Annotated in this window: 20 protein-coding genes and 2 tRNA genes; 12 read left to right on the top strand and 10 right to left on the bottom strand. The window is 66.3% G+C overall.

The genetic code is table 11. The annotated features are described in order from the left end of the window. Window positions 1-191: 191 nt before the first annotated feature. The 6 genes from rsmG to rpmH all read right to left on the bottom strand — a co-directional run bounded on the left by rsmG (window position 192) and on the right by rpmH (window position 3826). Window positions 192-938 (bottom strand): 16S rRNA (guanine(527)-N(7))-methyltransferase RsmG, encoded by a 747-nt coding sequence (gene rsmG, locus ACWCPQ_RS12330; protein WP_449897617.1) that lies wholly within the window; start codon window positions 936-938, stop codon window positions 192-194. A 171-nt stretch (window positions 939-1109) separates the two neighbouring features. Further along, entirely contained in the window at window positions 1110-1655 is a 546-nt protein-coding gene (locus ACWCPQ_RS12325; RefSeq protein ID WP_449897616.1) for a Jag family protein, read from the bottom strand. A gap of 77 nt (window positions 1656-1732) precedes the next feature. Beyond that, window positions 1733-2824 (bottom strand): membrane protein insertase YidC, encoded by a 1092-nt coding sequence (yidC, locus tag ACWCPQ_RS12320; RefSeq protein WP_449897614.1) that lies wholly within the window; start codon window positions 2822-2824, stop codon window positions 1733-1735. A gap of 4 nt (window positions 2825-2828) precedes the next feature. Further along, window positions 2829-3176 (bottom strand): membrane protein insertion efficiency factor YidD, encoded by a 348-nt coding sequence (gene yidD, locus ACWCPQ_RS12315; protein WP_449897612.1) that lies wholly within the window; start codon window positions 3174-3176, stop codon window positions 2829-2831. Next, window positions 3173-3577: a ribonuclease P protein component gene (gene rnpA, locus ACWCPQ_RS12310; protein WP_449897610.1), complete on the bottom strand. Its 405-nt coding sequence runs from the start codon at window positions 3575-3577 to the stop codon at window positions 3173-3175. Before rnpA ends, yidD begins: the two co-directional genes overlap by 4 nt. A gap of 105 nt (window positions 3578-3682) precedes the next feature. Continuing rightward, entirely contained in the window at window positions 3683-3826 is a 144-nt protein-coding gene (gene rpmH / locus ACWCPQ_RS12305; protein WP_058854877.1) for a 50S ribosomal protein L34, read from the bottom strand. A 573-nt stretch (window positions 3827-4399) separates the two neighbouring features. Between rpmH and dnaA the strand changes: the two genes are divergently transcribed. The 9 genes from dnaA to ACWCPQ_RS12260 all read left to right on the top strand — a co-directional run bounded on the left by dnaA (window position 4400) and on the right by ACWCPQ_RS12260 (window position 18797). Further along, a complete protein-coding gene (gene dnaA, locus ACWCPQ_RS12300) occupies window positions 4400-6634 on the top strand; it encodes a chromosomal replication initiator protein DnaA (RefSeq protein ID WP_449897607.1) in 2235 nt (744 codons plus the stop codon). Window positions 6635-6699: 65 nt separating this feature from the next. After that, entirely contained in the window at window positions 6700-7293 is a 594-nt protein-coding gene (locus ACWCPQ_RS12295) for a putative glycolipid-binding domain-containing protein (protein ID WP_449897605.1), read from the top strand. Between the two features lie 1702 nt (window positions 7294-8995). Further along, a complete protein-coding gene (gene dnaN, locus ACWCPQ_RS12290; protein ID WP_449897604.1) occupies window positions 8996-10171 on the top strand; it encodes a DNA polymerase III subunit beta in 1176 nt (391 codons plus the stop codon). Between the two features lie 181 nt (window positions 10172-10352). Further along, window positions 10353-11567, top strand: a complete 1215-nt coding sequence (gene recF / locus ACWCPQ_RS12285; protein ID WP_449897602.1) for a DNA replication/repair protein RecF — start codon at window positions 10353-10355, stop codon at window positions 11565-11567. 345 nt (window positions 11568-11912) lie between these two features. After that, a complete protein-coding gene (locus tag ACWCPQ_RS12280) occupies window positions 11913-12479 on the top strand; it encodes a DUF721 family protein (RefSeq protein ID WP_449897601.1) in 567 nt (188 codons plus the stop codon). 307 nt (window positions 12480-12786) lie between these two features. Beyond that, complete coding sequence (gene gyrB / locus ACWCPQ_RS12275) at window positions 12787-14829, top strand: DNA topoisomerase (ATP-hydrolyzing) subunit B (RefSeq protein ID WP_449897599.1); 2043 nt, start codon at window positions 12787-12789, stop codon at window positions 14827-14829. A 93-nt stretch (window positions 14830-14922) separates the two neighbouring features. Beyond that, window positions 14923-17421 carry a DNA gyrase subunit A gene (gyrA, locus tag ACWCPQ_RS12270; protein WP_449897597.1) on the top strand — a complete coding sequence of 833 codons (2499 nt, stop codon included), beginning with the start codon at window positions 14923-14925 and terminating at the stop codon, window positions 17419-17421. Between the two features lie 42 nt (window positions 17422-17463). Further along, entirely contained in the window at window positions 17464-18579 is a 1116-nt protein-coding gene (locus ACWCPQ_RS12265; RefSeq protein WP_449897596.1) for a DUF3566 domain-containing protein, read from the top strand. Window positions 18580-18723: 144 nt separating this feature from the next. Further along, a tRNA-Ile gene (locus ACWCPQ_RS12260) sits at window positions 18724-18797 on the top strand. 33 nt (window positions 18798-18830) lie between these two features. Here ACWCPQ_RS12260 and ACWCPQ_RS12255 read toward each other — a convergent pair. Further along, window positions 18831-19379, bottom strand: coding sequence for a DUF1772 domain-containing protein (locus ACWCPQ_RS12255; protein ID WP_449897594.1), 549 nt, complete (start codon window positions 19377-19379; stop codon window positions 18831-18833). Between the two features lie 76 nt (window positions 19380-19455). Between ACWCPQ_RS12255 and ACWCPQ_RS12250 the strand changes: the two genes are divergently transcribed. Then, window positions 19456-19929: a MarR family winged helix-turn-helix transcriptional regulator gene (locus ACWCPQ_RS12250; RefSeq protein WP_449897591.1), complete on the top strand. Its 474-nt coding sequence runs from the start codon at window positions 19456-19458 to the stop codon at window positions 19927-19929. Window positions 19930-20152: 223 nt separating this feature from the next. On the opposite strand, the gene ACWCPQ_RS12245 is transcribed toward ACWCPQ_RS12250, so the two are convergent. Beyond that, window positions 20153-20803, bottom strand: coding sequence for a TetR/AcrR family transcriptional regulator (locus ACWCPQ_RS12245; RefSeq protein WP_449897590.1), 651 nt, complete (start codon window positions 20801-20803; stop codon window positions 20153-20155). Between the two features lie 251 nt (window positions 20804-21054). On the opposite strand from ACWCPQ_RS12245, the gene ACWCPQ_RS12240 reads away from it, so the two are divergent. Together ACWCPQ_RS12240 and ACWCPQ_RS12235 are read left to right on the top strand one after the other, a co-directional pair. Then, a complete protein-coding gene (locus ACWCPQ_RS12240) occupies window positions 21055-22326 on the top strand; it encodes an oxygenase MpaB family protein (protein WP_449897587.1) in 1272 nt (423 codons plus the stop codon). Between the two features lie 94 nt (window positions 22327-22420). Then, window positions 22421-22493 (top strand) — tRNA-Ala (locus tag ACWCPQ_RS12235). A 200-nt stretch (window positions 22494-22693) separates the two neighbouring features. Here the strand turns inward: ACWCPQ_RS12235 and ACWCPQ_RS12230 are convergent. Next, a complete protein-coding gene (locus tag ACWCPQ_RS12230) occupies window positions 22694-23302 on the bottom strand; it encodes a DUF2510 domain-containing protein (RefSeq protein ID WP_449897584.1) in 609 nt (202 codons plus the stop codon). Between the two features lie 247 nt (window positions 23303-23549). Next, window positions 23550-24140 carry a cysteine hydrolase family protein gene (locus ACWCPQ_RS12225; protein WP_449897582.1) on the bottom strand — a complete coding sequence of 197 codons (591 nt, stop codon included), beginning with the start codon at window positions 24138-24140 and terminating at the stop codon, window positions 23550-23552. Between the last annotated feature and the right edge of the window lie 124 nt (window positions 24141-24264).

Below are 24264 nucleotides of genomic sequence, written 5' to 3'. Positions count from 1 at the left end.
CTCCGGGACTCCGGGACTCCGGGACTCCGGGACTCCGGGACTCCGGGACTCCGGGACTCCGGGACTCCGGGACTCCGGGACTCCGGGACTCCGGGACTCCGGGAGGAGGATCACCGATCGCGGCATCGGTGGCAAGCGAATGTTTCCCGTGAAACATTCGCTTCCGCACCGCGCCAGGGGAGTGGTTGCTCCTACTTACGCCCGACCCGGCGCTCCGCCCGCGCCGCGCGCCGGGCGGACTTCTTCGGCGCACGCTCCGAACGTCGCAGCCGTTCGGCGGACAGGACAACCGTCGGGGTGGCGATTACACCGACCCCGCACTCCAGAACGGAGAAGTTCCCGGCACCGACTCGCTCCACCGCGGCTCGGTCGCGTTCCAATTCCTCGGTGACACTCGAGCCCTTCAGGGCGAGCATGTGCCCGTGGTCGCGCAGCAACGGGATCGACCACTCCGCCAGTCGTGCCAGGGGGGCGACCGCCCGGGAGGTCACGACATCGGCGCCGCCGGCTTCTTGGACGACGCCGGGCTGTTCCGCCCGTCCACGAACCACCGTGATCGCAAGACCGGCCGCATCGATGAATTCCTTCAAAAAGACTGTCCGACGCAGGAGGGGTTCGACGAGAACGATGCGGAGGTCGGGCCGCGCCAATGCGAGCGGTATCCCCGGCAGGCCGGCACCACTGCCGATATCGACCACCGCTGCACCCTCGCCGATCAGCTCACCGACGACCGCGCAGTTGAGAATATGCCGCTCCCAGAGCCGCGGAACTTCTCGCGGTCCGATGAGCCCGCGTTCGACTCCGGCCGTGGCGAGGGCGGTCCAATACTCACGTGCCAACTCCAACCGGTCACCGAAAACGAATTCCGCTTCGGCCGGTGGCAGCGATTCCGGCGGCCCGGCCTCCGAATCGCCGAGTTCTGGTTTCACGTGAAACACCCTTCTGTGTAGTCGTGACGACTTACCTGCAACGGAAACACCTACTACCGACCTTCAACCGTAGCCGGGCAGGGGCGGCGTTGTCCGGGCACCGGATACGGAAGAGGCCCGGGTCCGTGGACCCGGGCCTCTTCCGGTCGCTCGGCACCCGACTCGCACGGGCCCGCGCTCTCACTCCGGTACGACGACTACCCGACGATTCGGTTCGACACCCTCGCTCTCGCTCGCGACGCCGTCGATCGAGGCGACCGCGTCGTGCACGATCTTGCGCTCGAAGGGGGTCATCGGGGCCAGCTCCTCCGGAGCGCCGGTCTGCAGGACGCGCTGGGCGGCCGCGGCGCCGAGCGCACTGAGGTCCGCGCGGCGCTTGGCACGCCAGCCCGCGACATCCAGCATGAGGCGACTGCGGATACCGGTCGACTGCTGGACCGCCAGCCGGGTGAGCTCCTGGAGCGCGTCGAGCACCTCACCGCTGTGGCCGACCAGCTTTGTCAGGTCCTTGCCACCGTCGATACTCACCACCGCGCGGTCGCCCTCGACGTCGAGATCGATATCACCGTCGAAATCGAGTACATCGAGCAGTTGCTCGAGGTAATCGGCGGCGATCTCGCCCTCTTCGATAAGCGCCTCTTCGGCGTCACTCACCGCATCATCGGCCTCGGCCTCCACGACGGTCGTGGATACGGTGGCGTCCCCACCTTCGGTCTCGAGAGTCATATGTTTCCTCTATCTGCTCGTCGGACTCCGGCCGCCCCGGCCGGAGTCACGATCACAAGGGGTCTTGGGGGAGTGGCTCAGCGCCGGCGCTTCTGATTGGCGCGACCGCGGTTGCCGGGTCGTTTCTGGCCGCTCGACCGCCGCTGACCGGGCTGCTGTTTTCCGCCGGTCTTCGCCGCGGGCTTGGAACCGTTGGTCGCCGCTGTGCCGTCACTTGACGAATCGGAATCGGCCTCGTCCGCTTTCCCCGTCTTCTTCTTGATGTCGACAGGTTTGGCTCCGGGCTTCGGCGCGTTCTGGGACTGCTTCTCGCGTTTGGCGGCCTGCTTGGCTTCTTCTTCCTTTGCCATCCGGCCGAAGACGAGATGCTGCTGACCGTAGGTCCAGATGTTGTTGGAGACCCAGTAGAGCAGGATGGCGATCGGCAGGAACGGGCCACCGACGAGCACACCGAACGGGAAGACCCACAGCGCCAATTTGTTCATCAGCGCGGCCTGCGGATTGGCCGCTGCCTCGGCGCTCTGCCGGGCGACCGACGCCCGCGCGTTGAAGTGAGTCGCGACCGCGGCGATGACCATGAGCGGAATGGAGACCGCGGCGATACTCACGCGGCTCGGGGTACCGCCGTAATCAGCGAAGGCCTGGAGTTGTTCGGCCGGGGCGGTGATGAAGGCGGAGATGGGCGCACCGAAGATACGGGCGCTCAGGAACGACTGCACATCGTCGACATTGAAGACGTAGTTCGGAGTGTGCGCGTTCGTGTACGGATCCATACCGAGCTGACCGAAACCGGTACCGGTCCGGTTGAACGAACGCAGGACGTGGAACAGACCGAGGAACACCGGCACCTGGGCCAGGATCGGCAGACAGCCCATGAGGGGGTTGAAGCCGTGGTCCTTCTGCAGTTTCTGCATCTCGGTCGCCATCTTCTGGCGATCGTTCTTGTACTTCTTCTGCAGCTCTTTGATCTGTGGCTGCAGTTCCTGCATCTGCTTGGTGGTTCGCACCTGTCTCACGAACGGCTTGTAGAGCACCAATCGCAGCGTGAATACGAGGAACACCACCGACAGTGCCCAGGAAAGGCCGTTGTCCGCCCCGAAGGCGAACCCGAAGACCCGGTGCCAGAACCAGAGGATCCAGGACACCGGATAGTAGATGAAATCGAGCACGGCTCTATGCACTCCCGTCGGTAGTGTCACCGATCACCGCATGCGGTGATCCCTTACAAGCTTCGGTCCGCGGATCGTCGTGGCTGACGCTGCGCCGCCGCTCCGGCACGGGATCCCATCCACCAGGGTGCCAGGGGGCGCATTTGGCCAGTCGCACGGCCGTCAATCCGAGGCCGAACACCAGCCCACGGGTACGTAGTGCGGTGACCGCGTATTCGCTGCAGGTCGGCGTGAACCGGCACACCGGCATGCGGGTAGGGGAGACGTAGGTCCGATACAGTTCGATCAGAAAGATCAGAATATTCGCGGGCCACCGACGGACGGACGCTGCGTACGCGCTCCGGGAGCTCATCGCGAAATACCCCGGCCGGGCAGTGTCACGGCCGATAGGGCCCCGAGCTTGCGTAACCCGCTCACCAGTTGACGTCGCAACTCGCCACTGTCGGCGGTGGCGGCGCCGGGAAGCGCGCGGATCACGATATCCACCTCGGCGGGGATGTCGGGGGTCAATTCTGCACAGATATGACGCAGGCGGCGGGCCACGCGGTGTCGTACGACCGCATTTCCCACCGCCTTGCTGACGATCAATCCGAAACGTGGGCCGCCGAAACGAACCGGCGCGTCACGCACGATCGGCTCCGCCTGGCCGGCCAGAGCGTGGACGACCAGATCCCCTTTTCCCGCGCGCCGACCGCGTCGTACCGTTCGAGAGAAATCGGCACGATCGTGCAGCCGGTGCGGCTCAGGTAGCACCCGGACGTCCGGGGCTCGTCGAAGCCGCCACTGCGGTAAAGCTACCGGCGGCGAAGGTCAGGGGGTTCGGCGGACCCGGCATCGGACACCGAATTCGACGGGAAATCAGGCGGTGAGGGTGCCGCGGCCCTTACGGCGGCGCGCGGAGACGATGGCGCGGCCCGCACGGGTCCGCATCCGGAGACGGAAACCGTGGACCCGCGCCCGACGACGGTTGTTCGGCTGGAACGTCCGCTTGCCCTTGGCCACGGTGAACACTCCTCGAATTGGTGGGTGCCCTTCGGCACCCGAAGCTTTTTCGGTGATTCTGGCGATGTCTGCCCGGCGCCGCGGTTCTGGCGAACGGTCAGCACAGAACGGTCACCACGCCGGGGGGTGACTGTACGAGGGTACTTACCCAGTTATACCGGGTCAAACTCGCCCCCGTCGGGGTGTTCCACGCGAGCTTCGGACAACCTGGCACCCGCCCCGCGGTGGCGATGATCACCGTGCGATCGTGGTTGTGACACAGGGGCGCAGGTCGGGCATCGTAGGCCGACCCGCGTGCAGCGCGGGACCGCAGCGGTGGTCCGCCGAGATTGTCCCCATCTGTGGATAATTGTGTGGAAATACCCTGTGAATGGCATATTCGTAGGGCCGAAGGTGCCACGCCGCAGCCGGGATATCGGGGATTGCGGGCAGCGCCCCCGGGGCCGTAACCACGGGATACGGCTGATCGGTGGAGCGGACGTATGCGGTGTCACTGGGACGAACCAGTACAGTGGACGCACCGCGAGCCCCGGACGTCTGCGCCGAGCAACCGACTCCCGGGGAGGACACTGGATGGACGACGAGCAGAACGTACTGGCCACCGTGTGGCCGGAGGTGGTCGCGGAGTTGACCACCGGTTCGCCCGACGGTGCCATCGGCGCGGTGACCCGAGCTCAGCAGGCCTGGCTCAAACTGGTCAAACCGTTGATGGTCGTGCAGGGCTTCGCGCTGCTCTCGGTCCCGTCCTCCCTTGCTCAGGAAGCCATCGAACGCGACCTCCGCGAGCCCATTCTCCGATCGCTCGGCCGCCGTCTCGGGCCGCAGGTGGAGGGTCTCGGGGTCCGGATCGCCGCACCCCTGCCGGCCGGTGCCGACAACGGGCCCGCCAGGCACGCACGAATGACCAGCAGGCCGGAACCGATCGCGCCGCGGCCCGAACGTTTCGGCACCCCGCGGTCCGGCCCGGCGCCCGTCGCCTACCCGGCGACCGGAGCGGGCGGGGGCACCTGGCCGGTCGAGGGCGGACGCGATTCCGGCGACGGTGAGTTCGCCACCCGTGGATACGAGACCGACCCGGGATTCCCGCGCACTCCGGGAGCTCCCGGTGAGCCACGTTTCCCACGGCGGGGTTTTACGCACGAGGCCGAACTTCCGCTCACCGGTGAGTTACCGCTCAATCCGACTCTCGCGCGCAACACTGATCCGGTCGCGGGCGAACCGGTACGCCGGCCGAACCTGCCCGAACTGCCGCACGGTGGGGATTTTCCGTCCGAACCCGTGCTGCCCCGGGACACCGAGGAGCCGGTACGCGAGCCCTACGCGGCTCCGCGGTCCTACCCACGCGAGTACGCGCCGACCAAGGACTATCCCCGGGACAACGGCTACGAACGGGACCGGCAGTATCCGCCCGCGGAGTACCGCGACAGCTACGGAAGTGCCCGCGGCGATATCGCCGACCCGGCGGCCGGCGGACATGAGCGCGGCGCGGTGCCGCCGCCCCGCGACAGCGCACCCGAACGCGAGCCGGTCCTGCCGCCACGGCGCGCCAACCGGCCCGCCCAGGAAACACTGTTCGCGCCCGATATAGCCACGGGCGATATCGCGGCCCGGGACGGGCTCCGCGATACCGATCGCGACAGTCTGCGCGAGAGCGTCCGTGACCCGGGGGTCGACCCGGAGCCCGACGGGCACCTCGAGGACGAGACGGTGGTGAACGTCCGGGATTCCTGGCCCACCTTCTTCGCCAAATCGTCGGACGCGGGCGATACGGCGAAACCGGCGGCAAGCCTGAACGCCAAGTACACCTTCGAAACCTTCGTCATCGGCGCGTCCAACCGGTTCGCGCACGCTGCTGCGGTCGCCATCGCCGAGGCTCCGGCCCGGGCGTACAACCCGCTGTTCGTATGGGGTGCCTCGGGGCTGGGCAAGACTCACCTGTTGCATGCCGCCGGTCACTATGCCCAGCGGCTCTTCCCTGGGATGCGGGTCAAGTACGTCTCCACCGAGGAATTCACCAACGACTTCATCAACAGTCTGCGAGACGACCGCAAGGTCGCGTTCAAACGCCGCTACCGCGAAACCGATATTCTGCTGGTCGACGATATCCAGTTCATCGAGGGCAAAGAAGGCATCCAGGAAGAGTTCTTCCACACCTTCAACACCCTGCACAATGCGAACAAGCAGATCGTGGTGTCCTCGGATCGTCCACCCAAACAGCTGGCCACGCTGGAGGAACGGCTGCGCACCCGGTTCGAGTGGGGGCTGATCACCGATGTGCAGCCGCCCGAGCTGGAGACGCGGATCGCCATTCTGCGCAAGAAGGCCCGCATGGATCGCCTCGACGTACCGCACGATGTGCTGGAGCTGATCGCCAGCCGGGTGGAACGTAATATCCGCGAACTCGAGGGCGCGCTGATCCGCGTCACCGCTTTCGCATCGTTGAACGGGCAGCCGCTGGACCAGTCGGTGGCCGAAGTGGTGCTACGCGATCTCATGCCCGAATCGCAGGATGTGGAGATCACCGCGTCCACGATCATGGGTGTTACCGCGGAGTACTTCAACACCTCGATGGACGAGCTCACCGGCCCGGGTAAGGCCCGGCCGCTCGCCCAGGCCAGGCAGATCGCCATGTATCTGTGCCGGGAGCTCACCGATCTGTCCCTGCCCAAGATCGGCCAGGCGTTCGGGCGCGACCATACGACGGTCATGTACGCGGAGAAGAAGGTCCGTAAGGAGATGTCGGAGCGGCGCCGCGTGTACGACCAGGTCCAGGAACTCACCGCCCGGATCAAACAGCGCTCCCGGTGATGTTCCGCCGAACGGTCCGGGCGCTCGCGATGTCCGGGTTCGGGGTTCGGGACAGGTAGGCCATCGTGTCGTTCACCGAGCTGCCGGCGACCGCGGCCTGGGCGCACCGGGACGCGCGGGCGGGCTTCGAGGTCGTGTATCCGCGGCGCGACGGTGTCGGCCACCGGATGATCGGTTGCACCACGGCGGTCGAGGACGGCCGAACGTGGTTCGTGGAGTACGACATCACGATCGACTCCCGCTGGGTTACCCGCTCGGCCCGCGTGACGGGCCGGTCGGTGTCGGGACGGCGATCTGTTCTGCTCCAGACGGACGGCGTCGGACACTGGCGCGTCGACGGGGCGGCCGCTGCGCATCTGGACGGCTGCCTCGACGTCGACCTGGAATCGTCCGCACTGACCAACACCCTGCCCGTACACCGCCTCGCGCTACCGATAGGTGCCCGCGCCGACGCACCGGCAGCCTATGTCCGTGCGAACGATCTGACCGTCGAGCGGCTGGAACAGCGGTACCGGCGTATCGACGACAGCGGCACAGACGATCCCGTGCACTCGTATTACGACTATGTCGCGCCCGCATTCGATTTCGCCTGCCGGTTGGTCTACGACGAATCGGGCCTTGTCCTTCATTACCCCGGTATAGCCACCCGCATCGCCTGAGTGTGCCCGGTCGCTCCGCTATGCCGGGCTGCCCGCCCACGAGGCGGAGTCGGTGTCCGGCAGGCGCGACGAATCACGCACCGCCGGACCCAAGCCCTATCAGGCGGTATCGGGCGACGCGAGCGACCGGGAAGCGGTGCGAACGACGACCTGACGGCCCCACCACACCGGGTAGCGGCACCGCGGCTGCCGAGCCGAACCCGGTGAGATCGGTGCGGCGTGACAGGACTCGAGAACGAATCGGTCGGGGCCGGCTGCGGCAAGCCGCAAAGTTCTTCCGGCGCAGTCCTGTTCGCCGACAACTTCGATTCGCGTCGTTTGCGGAGTCGGATCCGGATCTCGACGGCCTCGGCGTGTCGGAACCATCCACAGGTGTGTCGCTAACAGGCTGTGAATGCTCTGAACAGGCGCTTTCCGGTATCCACAGCTGTGGATTCCCCAGGTTGTCCACCGGTGTATCCACAGAGCTGGTGGCCGGTTGGGAGCAACTTGTCCACATGCTGGTTATCCACAGTTTCCACAGGCTGATTCGTCCACAGCTACTGAGCAGCGATGTTCCGGTCAGAGGGGTGGGGACAACCTGTGGATTCCTCGAGGATTCCTCGAGGAATCCACAGGTTGTCCACGGATCCATGCACAGTGTGCACAACAGCCCGAAATCTGGGGACCAAGTTGGGGACCAGCTGTGGACGCAGTGTGGACAACGAAAACTGTCCACAGCCACCGAGAATTCATCCTCGAGTTATCCTCGAGCCATCCACAGCCGGACACGCCGTGTGAACTGGAAGAACAGCGGAAACCCACAGTTTCCACAGGGCCTATTACTACTCCTGTTCTTCATCTAGATAATTTCTCTTCAAAACAGGCTGTGTGGACAAGTCTCGAGCGGCTCGCACGACCGCACGAACTCACAAAGACACCGGGACAGCGGCAGAGTCGCTTCCTCGAGGATCGACATCGGGTCCGCGATCCGGCCGCAGTGCGGATACAGATCTCCTCCCCGGTTCGGTTCGGATACATCCCGGTCCCTCATGCTCGAATCCCCGGGCCAAGAGGACTTCGGCATCCACATCCGGCACCGGTGATCCGTGGGATGAAGGCCGCGGGTGGACGAACTCGCACGTCTGGCCTCTCATCGCCGCGCAGCTGCGGGTTCGGTGGGCATACGGGCCGGTGAGCAGGACGATCGCGCGGCCGGGGCGTGAGGTATCGACGTAGATCGGTCGGCAGTCCGCGTCCTACGCAGGCGGGAGTACCGCGCTGCCGGTGGGAGTCGACGGTTCACGAGTACGACCGGGGAGCGTGGCGCACCCGGGTACCGCACAGAACCCTGGTGCGCGCAGTTGTGCACAGCACCCACCGGAAGACTGTGGACAGCATCACGGGTAGCGGAGTCCACCGTTCATCCACAGATGTGTACAGCTGATCGGTGCAGGTCGAGCCGATGGGCCGCGATCCCGCTGCCCGGCCTGGCCCGCACCGCACCGGAGGACGTATCCTCCACTCGGAGGGGCAGCCGACCCGGTCGCTCGAAACGGGGTACGGTCTGATGTCGGCCGCTCGTGCCAGACTCCTCATGCGGTCGGTCCGGATGCCCGGCCACCGCATCGACCACCGCGCCGGTGGCCGAGTCTGCACAGCGGGATACACGGGGGCACTACAGCCGTCGATCCACACTGAACGGGAGAGGACACCTCGGGCGATGGACCTTGCAGGCATGAAGTTTCGGGTCGCGCGTGAGGATTTCGCGGAGTCGGTCGCCTGGGTGGCACGCAGTCTGCCGTCCCGCCCGCCGGTCCCGGTGCTCGGTGGAGTCCTGCTGGTCGCGGACGAGGACGGGCTGACCGTCTCCGGGTTCGATTACGAGGTGTCCGCGCAGATGCGTGTCGCCGCGGAGGTCGCCGGCCCCGGCCGCGTCCTGGTCTCGGGCAAACTGCTGGCCGATATCACCAAGGCACTGTCCAACAAACCGGTGGATGTCTCGGTGGACGGCAGCCGGGTACTGATCCAGTGCGGTAGTGCGAAGTTCTCCCTGCCGACCATGCCGGTGGAGGACTATCCCCAATTGCCCGAGGTACCGCAGTCGAGCGGTGAGCTGGCGGTCGAGGTGTTCGGCGAAGCGGTCGGCCAGGTGGCCGTCGCGGCGGGACGCGACGATACGCTGCCCATGCTGACCGGTATCCGGGTCGAGATCGAGGGACCGCAGGTCGTTCTCGCGGCCACCGATCGGTTCCGGCTCGCGGTGCGGCACATCCAGTGGCAGCCCGCGCGCACCGATATCGAGACCGCGGTGCTGATCCCCGCGCGCACCCTGTCCGAGGCCGCCAAGACACTGGGCGCTTCTGATCGGCCGGTCCAGCTGTCGCTGGGTTCGGGTGTGGGTGCCGACGGGCTGCTCGGGATCGTCAACGGAGGCCGGCGGACCACTACGCGACTGCTCGACGCCGAATTCCCCAAGTTCCGCCAGTTGCTGCCCAAGGAGCACACCTCGATCGCCACGCTGGAGGTCGCCTCGCTCACCGAGGCGATCAAGCGTGTGGCGCTGGTGGCCGAGCGTGGTGCGCAGGTGCGGCTGGAATTCTCCGCGGAAGGTCTGTTGTTGTCGGCGGGTGGCGACGACGCCGGCCGCGCCGAGGAATGGCTCACCGCCGATTTCCGGGGCGAACCGCTGACCATCGCTTTCAATCCGGGCTATCTCATCGATGGGCTGTCGGCGTTGCGCTCGGAGCGGGTGACCTTCGGGTTCACCACCCCGAGCCGCCCCGCCGTGCTGCTGCCCGCCCGGGAGGAGGAGCCGGAGCCGCTCGATTCCGGGGCCTACCCGGCACTGGAGAGCGATTACATCTACCTGTTGATGCCGGTCCGGCTTCCGGGCTGAGCGGGCGTGGGTTCGGTAGCGACGAACCGGCGCGCGTCCGCCGGGTATCGCGGGGGTCCCGGTACTGTGCGAGCGACCGTCGGTAGCGATACCTCCGCAAACCACCGCCTCGACCTGCATCGTCCCCAGTTATCCACAGCTGTGGATAACTGGGCTGTTGTTTCCCGGATGGTGTGAACAGGTGCATATCCGTGCTCTGACCTTGCGTGATTTCCGATCCTGGGAGCATGCTGAGATCGAGTTATCCACAGGCTCTACGGTTTTCCTGGGGGCCAACGGGAACGGCAAGACCAATCTCCTCGAAGCTCTGGGCTACCTGTCCACACTCGGGTCGCATCGGGTTTCCACCGACGCTCCACTCATCCGGTCCGGCGCGGAACGGGCCCGGGTCGGCGCGAATGTGGTGCATCTGGGCCGGGAACTGCGTATCGACGTGGAGATCAACCGCGGTGTCGCCAACCGGGCACAGATCAACAGGTCGCCCGTGCGCCGGCCGCGTGAGATTCTCGGGATCCTGCACACCGTGTTGTTCGCGCCCGAGGATCTGGCGCTGGTGCGGGGTGATCCGGGGGAGCGGCGGCGTTTCCTGGACGAACTGTGCACCGCGCGCCGACCCGGCCTCGCCGGTGTTCGCGCCGATTACGACCGGGTGCTGCGGCAGCGTTCGGCCCTGTTGAAGACCGCGGGCCGGTCTTCGCGGGCCGATCTCGGCACGCTGGACGTCTGGGACGGGCATCTGGCCGGCCACGCCTCGGTGCTCCTCGCCGAACGCCTGCGCCTGGTCCACGAACTGCACCCGTATCTGGCCGGGGCGTACGCGGCGCTCGCGCCCGAATCCCGGCCGGCCGCCATCGGCTACCGCAGCGGTGCCCTACCGGCCGAACTGCTCGACCCCGGCCGGGCGCCCGAGCCCGGGGACCCGGTGCTGCTCGAGGAGATTCTGCTGCGGGAGCTCGCGGCGGCGCGGCCAAGGGAACTGGAACGCGGTATCTGCCTGGTCGGACCGCATCGGGACGAGCTGGAACTGATGCTCGGCGAAACCCCGGCCAAGGGATTCGCCAGTCATGGGGAATCCTGGTCGTTCGCGCTGGCGCTGCGCCTCGCAGCTTTCGAACTGCTACGCGTCGACGGGACCGAGCCGGTCCTGCTGCTCGACGATGTCTTCGCCGAACTCGACCGGCGCCGCCGTACCGCGCTGGCCGCAGTGGCGGCGACTGCCGAGCAGGTGCTGATCACCGCCGCGGTGCCCGAGGACGTACCAGCCGAACTGATCGGTGACACGCTGCGGGTGGCCACATCCGGCGATCCGGAGCATCGGATTTCCGGTTTCACCTCGGAACGCCCGGCCGCCGGAGGAGATCGGCCGCAGGCGGTTGCGGGTGATTCGCCGGGTTGACGGACACGCCCCGGCGCCATCTTGCATGCGGGCCGGAGCGTTCGTAGAGTGAGCCGATACACCGGGCCGTCATCCCTCGTCCGGTCTCGAAATCCAGTTATCCACAGCCTGTGGATAACTTGTTCGGCCAGGTCGTCGCCCTACACCTCGGGTGGCGTCCGGGTCCACTCGGTGACAACCGACACCGGCACTCGAAATACCCATCCTGAACTGGGAATTTATCCTTGGATCGGCCTTCCGCCCGATTCGGGTACCGCAGTGCCGCAGTTCGGTCCCCGGATGTGCACAGCCTGAGGAAAAACCGGTCGAACCTGGGGATAACTCGTACCGGTGAGTGGAGCAGCGATGACCGACCAGCCCGGACCGCCCGGTGGCGCGACGCCCCCGACCGAACCGGAGCTGCGCGGGATCGACCTTGCCCGCCGGGCGCTGGAGGAGGCCCGGGCGGCGGCGCGGGCCAGTGGAAAATCCGTCGGCCAGGGGCGGTCTTCGCCGCGGCGGGGCAACCGCTCCGGTGGCCGCCGCCGTACCGGCTGGTCCGGCCCCCGGCCCGACGATCGCGATCCACAGCCGCTGTCCAAGCTCGCCACCTCGATCGCGCGTAGCCGCGGGTGGTCCACCAAAGTCGCCGAGGGCACGGTTTTCGGTCATTGGCCGGGTGTGGTCGGGGAGGACATCGCCGCGCACGCGAAGCCGGTGAGCCTCGAGAACGGGGTGCTCGGCATCGCTGCCGAATCCACGGCCTGGGCCACCCAGTTGCGTCTGTTGCAGGCACAGTTGCTGGCGAAGATCAGCGCGGCGGTGGGTCCCGGAGTCGTCCGCTCGCTGCGGATCACCGGTCCGACCGCCCCCAGCTGGCGTAAAGGGCAACGTCATGTCCGTGGTCGCGGTCCGCGCGACACCTACGGGTAGGCCCACGTTTCACGTGGAACGCGACCCGGTTTTTCCACCCCCACCCCTCGGTGAACTCTCAGGCCGAATCTGATGCTTCGGAAGGGCCGGATCGCGAGGGGACCCGTGCCGGTCCGATTTCTCGCATCCAGGAAGCCGTCAGGGGTGTCGCAGGTGCACTGTAAGTTGGGCCGCGAAGTAGGATGGAAACGTAAATCAGCGGCGATACCCTCGGCGCGTTGTGTGCAGCCCTCTGATCGGTCCCGGGCCCACGTGCGCTGTCCGACCGCCGTCCCGGGGATCAGCAAGTAAGGAGAGCTACCGACCAGTGGCTGCCAAAGACTCCAAAGCATCAGGCACGAGCGCATCGGAAAAGCAGGACTACGGTGCTTCCTCCATCAAGGTCCTGGAAGGCCTCGAGGCGGTGCGGATGCGCCCGGGCATGTACATCGGCTCCACGGGTGAGCGCGGCCTGCATCACCTGATCTGGGAGGTCGTGGACAACTCGGTCGACGAGGCGATGGCCGGCCACGCCACCAAGGTCGAGGTCACTCTCCTCGCCGACGGTGGCGTACAGGTCGTCGACGACGGCCGCGGTATTCCGGTGGCCATGCACGCCCAGGGCATCCCGACCATCGAAGTCGTCATGACCCAGCTGCATGCCGGCGGTAAGTTCGACTCCGATTCCTACGCCGTCTCCGGTGGTCTGCACGGTGTCGGTATCTCGGTGGTCAACGCGCTGTCCAGCAGGCTCGAAGCCGAGATCGACACCGACGGCTACCACTGGAGCCAAACCTACAAGGACGCTGTCCCGGGACAGTTGGTCCAGGGTGAGCCGACGAAGGCCACGGGAACCACCATCCGTTTCTGGGCCGATCCGGCGGTCTTCGAGACCACGACCTACAACTTCGAGACGGTATCGCGGCGCCTGCAGGAGATGGCCTTCCTGAACAAGGGCCTGACCATCGTGCTGACCGACGAGCGCGTCAGCGCCACCGAGGTCACCGACGAGGTGGTCAGTGAAACCGCCGAGGCGCCCAAGCACGACGACGGTGAAACGCCACCGGCCGAGCACAAGGTGAAGAGCCGCACGTACCACTATCCCGGTGGTCTCGAGGATTTCGTGCGGCATATCAACCGGACGAAGCAGCCCATCCACAACTCGGTGGTCTCGTTCAACGGCAAGGGGCCCGGGCACGAGCTCGAGGTCGCGATGCAGTGGAACTCGGGCTACTCCGAGTCGGTGCACACCTTCGCGAACACCATCAACACCCATGAGGGCGGTACGCACGAGGAGGGCTTCCGGGCGGCGCTGACCACCGTGGTCAACCGGTACGCCAAGGAGAAGAAACTCCTCAAGGAGAAAGACGGCAACCTCACCGGTGACGATATCCGCGAGGGTCTGGCCGCCATCGTCAGCGTCAAGGTGAGCGAGCCCCAGTTCGAGGGCCAGACCAAGACCAAACTCGGGAACACCGAGGTGAAGTCGTTCGTGCAGCGTGCCTGCAACGAACACCTCGGGCACTGGTTCGAGGCCAATCCGGCGGATGCCAAGACCATTGTCAACAAGGCGGTGTCCTCGGCACAGGCCCGGGTCGCCGCGCGTAAGGCCCGTGAGCTGGTCCGGCGTAAGAGCGCGACCGATATCGGCGGCCTGCCCGGCAAGCTGGCCGACTGCCGGTCCAAGGATCCGGTCAAATCCGAGATCTACATCGTCGAGGGCGACTCCGCCGGTGGCTCGGCCAAATCGGGCCGCGATTCGATGTACCAGGCGATCCTGCCGCTGCGCGGAAAGATCATCAACGTCGAGAAGGCCCGGATCGACAAGGTCCTCAAGAACGCCGAGGTCCAGTCGATCATCACGGCGTTCGGTACCGGTATCCACGACGAGTTCGATATCGCCAAGCTGCGTTATCACAAGATCGTGCTGATGGCCGACGCCGACGTCGACGGGCAGCACATCTCCACCCTGCTGCTGACGCTGCTGTTCCGCTTCATGCGCCCGCTCATCGAGCACGGTCACGTGTTCCTGGCGCAGCCGCCGCTGTACAAGCTGAAATGGCATCGCGTCGATCCCGAGTTCGCCTACTCCGACCGTGAACGCGACGGTCTGCTCGAGGCCGGGCTGGCGGCCGGTAAGAAGATCAACAAGGACGACGGTATCCAGCGGTACAAGGGTCTCGGCGAGATGAATCCGAAGGAACTGTGGGAAACCACCATGGACCCCTCGGTCCGTGTGCTCCGACAGGTGACGTTGGACGACGCGGCCGCCGCGGACGAGCTGTTCAGCGTCCTCATGGGCGAAGACGTCGCGGCCCGCCGCAGCTTCATCACCCGTAATGCCAAGGACGTCCGCTTCCTCGACGTATAGGGGCGGTGGTCGCACCCGCAGCGCATTCGCGCGCTCCGCACAGCGCGCCCGCGCGGGTGATCCGCCGTATTCCGTCAGTACCTAGGAGATTGCATGACCGACACCACGCTGCCGCCGGAGAGCGCGGGCGACCGGATCGAGCCGGTCGATATCCAGCAGGAGATGCAGAACAGCTACATCGATTACGCCATGAGCGTGATCGTGGGCCGGGCGCTGCCCGAGGTCCGTGACGGCCTCAAACCGGTGCACCGCCGCATCCTCTACGCAATGCACGACAACGGCTACCGGCCCGATCGCAGCTATGTGAAATCGGCGCGGCCGGTGGCCGACACCATGGGTAATTACCATCCGCACGGCGACTCGGCCATCTACGACACCCTGGTCCGGATGGCCCAGCCGTGGGCGATGCGGTACCCCCTGGTCGACGGCCAGGGCAACTTCGGCAGCCGGGGCAACGACGGCGCCGCCGCCATGCGCTACACCGAATGCCGGCTCACCCCGCTGGCCATGGAGTTGCTGCGCGAAATCGACCACGACACGGTCGATTTCATCCCGAACTACGACGGTAAGACCCAGGAACCGGTAGTTCTGCCCAGCCGGGTGCCGAACATGCTGATGAACGGCAGCAACGGCATCGCGGTCGGCATGGCGACCAATATCCCGCCGCACAATCTCAACGAGCTGGCCGAAGCCATCTACTGGATCCTCGACAATCACGAGGCGGACGAGGAAGCCACCCTCGCCGCCTGTATGGAGCGGGTGAAAGGTCCGGACTTCCCGACCGCCGGCCTGATCGTCGGCACGCAGGGTATCCACGACGCCTACACGACCGGGCGCGGTTCCATCCGGATGCGCGGCGTGGTGGAGATCGAAGAGGACAACCGCGGTCGCACGACGATCGTGATCACCGGGCTGCCGTACCAGGTGAACACCGACAACTTCATCAACGCCATCGCCGAGCAGGTCAAGGACGGCCGTATCGCCGGCGTGGCCGATATCCACGACGAGTCCTCGGACCGGGTGGGTCTGCGCATCGTGGTCACGGTCAAACGTGACGCGATCGCCAAGGTCGTGCTGAACAACCTGTACAAGCACACTCAGCTGCAGACCAGCTTCGGCGCGAACATGCTCTCCATCGTGGAGGGTGTCCCGCGCACCCTGCGGCTGGATCAGATGCTCCGGCTGTATGTGAACCATCAGCTGGAAGTGATCGTCCGGCGCACCCGGTACCTGCTCCGCAAGGCCGAGGAGCGCGCCCATATCCTGCGTGGCCTGGTCAAGGCGCTGGATCTGCTGGACGAGGTCATCGCGCTGATCCGCCGGTCGGCCAATACCGATACCGCGCGTACCGGCCTGATGGAACTGCTCGATATCGACGAGACCCAGGCCACCGCGATCCTGGATATGCAGTTGCGGCGCCTCTCGGCACTGGAACGGCAGAAGATCGTCGACGAACTGGCCAAACTCGAGGCCGAGATCGCCGACCTGCAGGACATTCTGGAGAAGCCGGAGCGGCAGCGCACGATCGTCAAGGACGAACTCGCCGAGATCGTCGAGCGGTACGGCGACGACCGGCGCACCCAGATCATCTCGGCCGACGGCGATGTCGCCGACGAGGATCTGATCGCCCGCGAGGACGTGGTCGTCACGATCACCGAGACCGGCTACGCCAAACGCACCAAAACCGATCTGTATCGCAGCCAGAAGCGTGGCGGTAAAGGCGTGCAGGGGGCGGGACTGAAGCAGGACGATATCGTCCGGCACTTCTTCGTGACCTCGACCCACGACTGGTTGTTGTTCTTCACCAACAAGGGCCGGGTGTACCGGGCCAAGGCCTATGAATTGCCGGAGGCCAACCGCACCGCCCGCGGTCAGCACGTGGCGAATCTGCTGGCTTTCCAGCCGGACGAGAAGATCGCCCAGGTCATCCGGATCAAGTCCTACGAAGACGCCGCCTATCTCGTGCTCGCCACGCAGAAGGGCCTGGTCAAGAAATCGCGGTTGGTCGATTTCGATTCCAACCGCAGCGGCGGCATCGTCGCGGTGAATCTGCGCGACAACGACGAATTGGTCGGCGCCGTACTGTGTTCGGCCGAGGACGATCTGCTGCTGGTCTCGGCGCAGGGGCAGTCGATCCGCTTCTCGGCCACCGACGAGGCATTGCGTCCGATGGGCCGCGCCACGTCCGGTGTGCAGGGTATGCGGTTCAACGCCGAGGATGCCCTGCTGTCGCTCAATGTAGTCCGGGACGGGACATATCTGCTGGTAGCGACGTCGGGCGGATACGCCAAGCGGACCGCTATCGAGGAGTACACCGCCCAGGGTCGTGGTGGAAAAGGTGTATTGACGATCCAGTACGACACCCGTCGTGGCACCCTGGTGGGGGCACTGATCGTCGACGACGACGACGAGCTGTATGCGATCACCTCCAATGGAGGCGTTATCCGTACTGCCGCCCGGCAGGTGCGCAAGGCCGGTAGGCAGACCAAGGGCGTGCGATTGATGAACCTCGGCGAGGGCGATACCTTGCTTGCGATCGCACGTAACGCCGACGAGCCCGAGCAGATCGACGGCGGCGGTTCTCCCGAGTAGTAATCCCATATCGGCGGCAAAGAACGGATCCGAGGATTCCCATTGACCACTCCGAAACAGCCGAGCGACGAGCGGCAGCAGACGAACGGTGTGACCGAGCGGGTCACCCCGTCCCCGATTTCGCCGCGCCCGACTCAGCGGCCGGGCGAGGCCGTGGACAACGAACAGGCCGGTGGGCAGTCGGGCGGTAATCCGTCCGGCGGTGCGCCGACCGGTGGTCCACAGCCCGAAAAGCAGGAGCAGCAAGGCGAATTCGCGTCCGAATCGCGTAACACCCCGGCGGATCGGAATTCCGGCCCGCAGGCCGGTGGTGGGCCGGGCGATCAGCAGGGCGGTGCGGGAAACCCGCAGGGCGGCAACGGGCCCGACGCGAACCGCTATCAGGAGGGCTGGTCGCAGCTGCCGCAGCGGGAACCGCAGTCCAATCTCTCGCGGCCCGGCCATATGCCGGTGGGCGGCGCCCAGCGGTCCGGCGGACTCCAAGGAGGCGGCGGACTCCAGGGCGGTGGCGGTGGTCTCCAGGGCGGGGTCACCAATGCCCGCACCACCAGTGACCTGGCGGCCAAGGCGGCGCGTAAGGAAGCGGCCATGGCCAAATCCGTTGGCCTGGACGGGCCTACGCGCAGTATCGCCCGGCCGGAGCTGGTGAAGGATATGCCGGATCTTTCCGAGATCCGGCACCCACTACCCCCGGACCAGCCTCCGCACCAACCGCACAACCCGTACACTCCGCCGCCGGTGGCGGCCCCGTCCGCCCCGGCGGCGCCCCGCGGGCTGCCGCAGGCGGTGCTCGGCGGAGAACCGTTGCGCGCCACCGTCCAGGTGCGTCGTATCGATCCCTGGTCGACACTGAAGATCACGCTGGTGATCAGCGTGGCAATGTTCTTCGTCTGGATGATCGCGGTTGCGCTGCTCTACATGGTGCTCGCGGGTATGGGCGTCTGGGAGCGGCTCAACAGCACGTTCACCGATATGGTGTCCCCGGACAGCGGGTCGGTGGGGCTGATCGACGCGGGTACGGTGTTCGGTTACGCCGGGGTGATCGGCCTGATCAACGTCGTCCTTTTCACCGCGTTGGCCACGGTCGGCACCTTCATCTACAACCAGTGCTGCGATATGGTCGGCGGAATCCAGGTCACGCTGGCCGACCCGGACTGATCTCTGCTCGAGGCCCGCGGCCGGTACCCGTCCCAGGTGTCGGCCGCGGGCCTTTCGAGTATCTTGCGTCCACTCTGACCTGCTGTTTTGGTTGTAGAGGATGCCGTCGGGTAATCTCTATCGCGGTTCGGCTACGAGCCCCGCGGGTCTATAGCTCAGGCGGTTAGAGCGCTTCGCTGATAACGAAGAGGTCGGAGGTTCAAGTCCTCCTAGACCCACAGATACACAATCCCGATCTGTTCCGATTCCGGTTACGCCGTGTGGAACGGGTCGGGATTTTTGCTGTTCGGCCTCGATTCCGCCGGAGTTCCCGCGCCGGCCGCCTGCCCCGAGAGGGAGAGTGCGCGCAGTGCGCACAGCCAGCCGATGCCGCCGAGCGCCATGCGCGGATAGTTGAGCGTGGTCCAGGTATCGATGAACGATTCCACGTGTTCGGGGGTCCACGTCACGCCTTCGGCCTGGAAGGTGAGCATCTGCGGTACGAAGTACGCGTAGCTCGACAGGGAGTAGCACGCCATGAGTGCCGCGGCAGCGATCCACCAGCGCCGGAAGGCGACCGGGGTTCGCCAGGCGAGGTAGAGGTTGATCAGCGCGAGCAGGGCCACGATCGGAGACACGAAGGGCCAGAAGGCCCGTCCCGCGCGATGGAATCCCGATTCGGTCATCGCCTGGTGCGCCTGTGCGGTGGGTACGTCGGTCCACTGCGGGATCACGCCGAGCTTCTCGTACCAGCCCGCACCGAACTGGACGCCGACGAAGATCACCAGCAGCCACAGGGGTATCGATCGTTTGGTACTCATGGTTTGTTCTCCAGACCGGGTAATCTCTATAAGAGAGCTTCTCTGATTTAGAGAGATTACGAGGAGGAGGCTGCCCGTGACATCGGGGAAGACCCGGAGCGAGACCCTGACCGCGCTCCAGCTCGCGTTCCGAGCCCAGTCCAGCGGGACCGTGCTGTTGCACTCGGCTGTCGCGAACCGGCTGGGAATCGGGATCACCGACCTCAGTTGCCTGAACATTCTGACCATGTACGGCCCGCAAACCGCCGGGCAGCTGGCCGATCGCATCGGAATCACCCGCGGGGGAGCGGTCACCACGATGATCGACCGACTGGAAGCCGCCGGATTTGTCCGGCGGGACCGCGATCCCGCCGATCGCCGGCGCGTGCTGGTGCTCGTTCGGGACAAGGCGCTACAGAAGGTCGCGCCTTTGTTCGGAGGGCTCTGGGAGATGCTCGGCGAGCAGTTCGCGACGCGCACCGACGCCGAACTCGCACTGCTGGCCGATATCGTCACCGAGAGTGTGACGGCGCTGGACCGGGCACGGGAAGGTCTGCGTGGAAAGCCCTGACCCGGCGCGGGCCGCGGTGGGCGCAAAACGGCGGAGCCACTAAGCTATCGGTATGAAATACGTTCTCACCATCGGTCTTGTCGCTGCGGTTCTCATCGGTATCAGCAAGCTGCGCCAGCGTGACGACGCCGACCTGTGGCACGAGGTCACCACACGCTGATCCTGCCGCGGGCGACGTCTTCCATCGTTGCCGCCGGACCCGGTGATCACCGGGTCGCTGTGATCACGGCCGGGCCAGCAGCTCGATGACCGAGTGCACCTGCTCGGTGGTCGGTATCGGCAGATTGTCCCGGCCGTGGATCAGCCCGAGGCCGATGTAGACCATCGCACCCGCCCGCACTCCGGCCTGGTTCTCGTCGAACCCCAGGTCCAGCATCGTTCGGTAGACGGTTTCGAATACGCGCTGGTCGAGAATGCGAACCGCATCGGCCACCTTCGGATTACTGCGTGACCATTCCCGCACCGTCGTCTCGACCATCCAGTGCCGCCGGTCGACCAGCATGGCGGCCATCTTCTCGATCCGTTCCTCCACCGGGATCGCCGCGAAGGCGCCCAGTTCGCGTACGGTTTCGCTCTGCACCGCGCTCCATCGGTCGGCCATGGCCGCGGTGAGCTGCTCGACATCGTCGAAATGCCAGTAGAAGCTACCTTTGGTCACGCCCAACTCCTGGCACAATCGCGGAATCCTGATCGCCCCGACGCCTTCGCGCGACAGGAGATTCAGCGCGCCGTCGACCCAGTCGTCGTAGGACAGCCGCGCGGTACGCCGCCGCCGAGTCTGCTGGGCGCGAGCCTTTTTCGAGCGTGGGCGCGGAGGTGTCGCCCGGTCGCCGGGCGGGTCGGGATGCGAAGCGGTGGACGAACCCGCCGTCATCGGTCCGACAGGTCAGCGCTGGGTCTCATACTCCGATGGTAGGGGAGGTGGCCGACGGCCTCGGCGGATTCGCCCATCGCGGCCGGCTGCCGGTTGCGGGTGTGCCTCCACCTGCGAGTGTCCCTGATCGCCCGCCGCTTCTCCATACCTTCCAGTACTGTAATTCCATACGAATTAGTATGGGTCGGTGTCCCGCACCGTCCGAGATCCCAGGCGTTCGGCTCGCAGCCGCGCGGGGGAGGAGAACAGCGATGGCGATACCAGCGGTGACACCGGAGGCGACGTCGCCCCCCTGCCCGACTGCCTTTCGCTACTGGCAGGCCCGCGATACGCCCGGAATCCGGCGGTTGGAGCGGATCGTCCGGACCGTGACGGGTTCGGCCCTGTTCCCGACCGACGAACAAGCGCGGGCATTGTGCGCGGATATGTTCTCCGGAGATCCGGTGGCGGAACGGTTCGTCGCGGAGGTCATGCGCGGGGAGAGCGGCCGCGAGCACGGCCGCCGACTGTTGGAAACCGCGCTGCGCGACGGGATCGACGCTGTGCCCGACGCCCCGGATTCCATGCGTGCTCTGTTCGACGAATTCGAAGCGGTGCCCGAATGGGTACAGCCGGAACTGGTGGAACGCGGCGCCGCGGTCTGGCGGCGTTGGGGCACCGTACTGTTCAGTTTCGCGGGTGCCGAAACCCTGGAGATGTACACCGAATCCGCGGTCGCCACCCCGCTTTCGCTGGCGGGCGGTTACGCCGGCGACAGCGCGCTGCGCCGCTTCCTGGAGACCTGTCGGTTCTGGATGGACGTCTCCCGGCCCGGGGCGCTCTCGACTCCGGGATCCGAGGGACGTGCCACCGCCTTGAAGGTGCGGATCATGCACGTATCGGTACGTGCGGGCGTGCAGCGGCATCCGGAATGGGACACCGACCGGTGGGGGCTGCCGATCAGCCAGACCTATCAGCTGCTCACGCTGATCGCCGGGAGCACCATTCCCGGCCTGGGGCTGTGGGCGCTCGGCTACCAGACGACCCCCGCGGAGTTCCGGGCCCTCCTGCATTTCCAGAAGTACATGGGATACCTACTGGGCGTGCGGCTGACCTGGCACCCGGAGACCGTGGCCGATACGCTTCGCGTCATGGCGATGACCATGGTCGCACGCGCCCACGACTCCGGTGCCCAGGGCGCCGAACTCATCGAGTCCTATCCGGCGGCATTCGCTCCCCGGCCGGAGCAGCGTGGTCCGGCCAGGCTCCGGGCGCACTACAACTACCGGATCAACTCGGCGTACTCGGCGTTGTACATGCTGCCGACCACTCGCCGCCGCTATCGGATGCCGGCCGCCTTCCCCTGGCTGCTGATTCCCCTCGCCCGCATACCGCTCGTCACCGCTGTGGAGTTCCTCCGGCGGATTCCACCCGTCGGCCGGGTGCACGAACAGCTCATGCTCTGGCATCGGGAGAACTGGTATCGCGAGCAGATGCAGGGACGTGAGGCGGAATTCGCCGCCGTGGGCGCGCTGCGCAGGTGATATGCGGGCGGTCGCCCGAGTATTCTTGTTTGACGGTGTACGTGCCGGACCGCTACTGTTTCGCAGGCGACTCCCGGCACGGTCCGCGTGTCCAGGGGCCTTAGCTCAATTGGCAGAGCACTGCCTTTGCAAGGCAGGGGTTAGGGGTTCGATTCCCCTAGGCTCCACAACTATCGACGCAGTTCAGATAACGTTTTTGGAGACGTTACGACCGCGTCCACCGGGTCGCGTCCACGAAAGTGGACGCGCCTGCTCGGTCCATCGTGACCCGAGAGGATTTCGACGTACGACATCGCCGCACAGTCGTCGCCGGACGCGAACCGCCCCGGCCGCATCACGCGGCTGGGGCGGTTTCGCTGTTTCCGGCCTATTCGGTCAGATCGATCACGCAGGTGTCGACGGCTGTCACGATCGGGTCGCCGGGCGAGATACCGAGCGCATCACTCGCGCGCGGAAAGTTCGAATTGCCGCGGGCGCCGCCGGTCGACGAGTACACCGCACCGTCGCGCACGATCCAGACGTCCGAACGGGCGTCCATATCGCCGGCCGCATCGACCGTGGTCGCGCCGAAGTATGTGATACCGCCCTCGGAAATCACTGTGCCGTTGGCGAGCTGATTCCCTTCCGCGGTGAGGCCGGCCGCAACCTGGGCGACGAGCTCCGCGCTCGCCGGGGCGCACCGAGGGTCGGAGTAATCCGCTGTGGCCGGCGGCGGTGCGGCTGCCGTGGTCGTGGGTACCTCGGCCGAGCTGGTCACCGACGGCGGTGCGGGCGCGACGGGAGCGGGCTGGGCGGCCGGTGACGGCGCGGCCGCCGTGGTCGTCGGCGCCGGTGCCTCGTCGTCGGCCCGGTCCTCGCCGAAAACGGCGCCGACGCCGGCGCACAGCAACAGCACGGCGAGGGCGACACCCACTGCGATGAGCACGTTGCGATTGATCCGCCGGCGTCCGGCTACGTTCTCTTCTCGAGAGTTCACGAAATCCCCTGGTGATGCATGAGTCCGGTGGCGCATCCGAAGCGCCCCGCTTGTCCATGGGTGGATCGGCGAGTGGATATCGAACGTTTCGGATGAACGCGCGCAGCTTGTACCGCTCCGGCCGAGCCTACGTCCCCGTTCGCGAGGCCGATCCGCGGCGAAACCGTGCGCGCCGGCCAGGCTCGGACAAGCCCACGTGCTCGCCCGCAGGGTGGGGCGTCACCTTCCGGGCCCGGTGCCGCCCTGCTCAGCTCAGCGCGGCGGCGGAGCCGACGACCACGCCGTAGAGGTCCGCGATCGTCGCCAGGGCGCTGTTGTGCAGAGTGTGCGCCGGTACCTCCGCCGTCGGCCCCGGCAGCGGGCGCGTGGCGCAGGCGTCCGCGACGACCGTCGCCCGGTTGCCCCGCAGGAACGCGCCTTCGGTCGTGAAGGTGACGCACATATGGGTCATGAAACCGGCGACAACGACGTCGGTCCGGCCGGTTGCGTCGATTCGTTCGCCCAGGTCGGTTCCGACGAACGCGTTGGGGGCGGCTTTGGTGATCACCTGTTCACCCGCGATCGGGGCGACCGCGGAATGGATCCGGCCGCTCTCTGCCGCGAGGTCGTAGGGGCTGCCGGTGCCGCCGTCGTGCACGATATGGATGACCGTGGTACCGGCCGCGCGCGCCGCGGTGAGGAGTTCGGCCGCGGCATCCAGTGCGGGCCGCCACCCCTCCAGCTCCATGACGCCGGAAGTGTAGGTGTTCTGGTAGTCGACCATGATCAGCGTGGCGTCGGCGAGTTTCGCGGGGGTGTTGTCGATTCCGTTGACTTCGCGCAGGGTCTGCCGGGGCATGAGAGTCCTTTCGGGAGAAACGTCACCGCTGTGCGGCGGTGATTTCACGCTATCGACGGCGCGTCCATGTCGGCAATGTCATGTAACCTGCAAAAAACGACATAGTCAGAACGTATGGCCCGGT

It is taken from the genome of Nocardia sp. NPDC001965, from assembly GCF_053594175.1.
The sequence above is the reverse complement of the archived record's forward strand: the minus strand, read 5'-3'. Positions and strand labels throughout refer to the sequence as shown.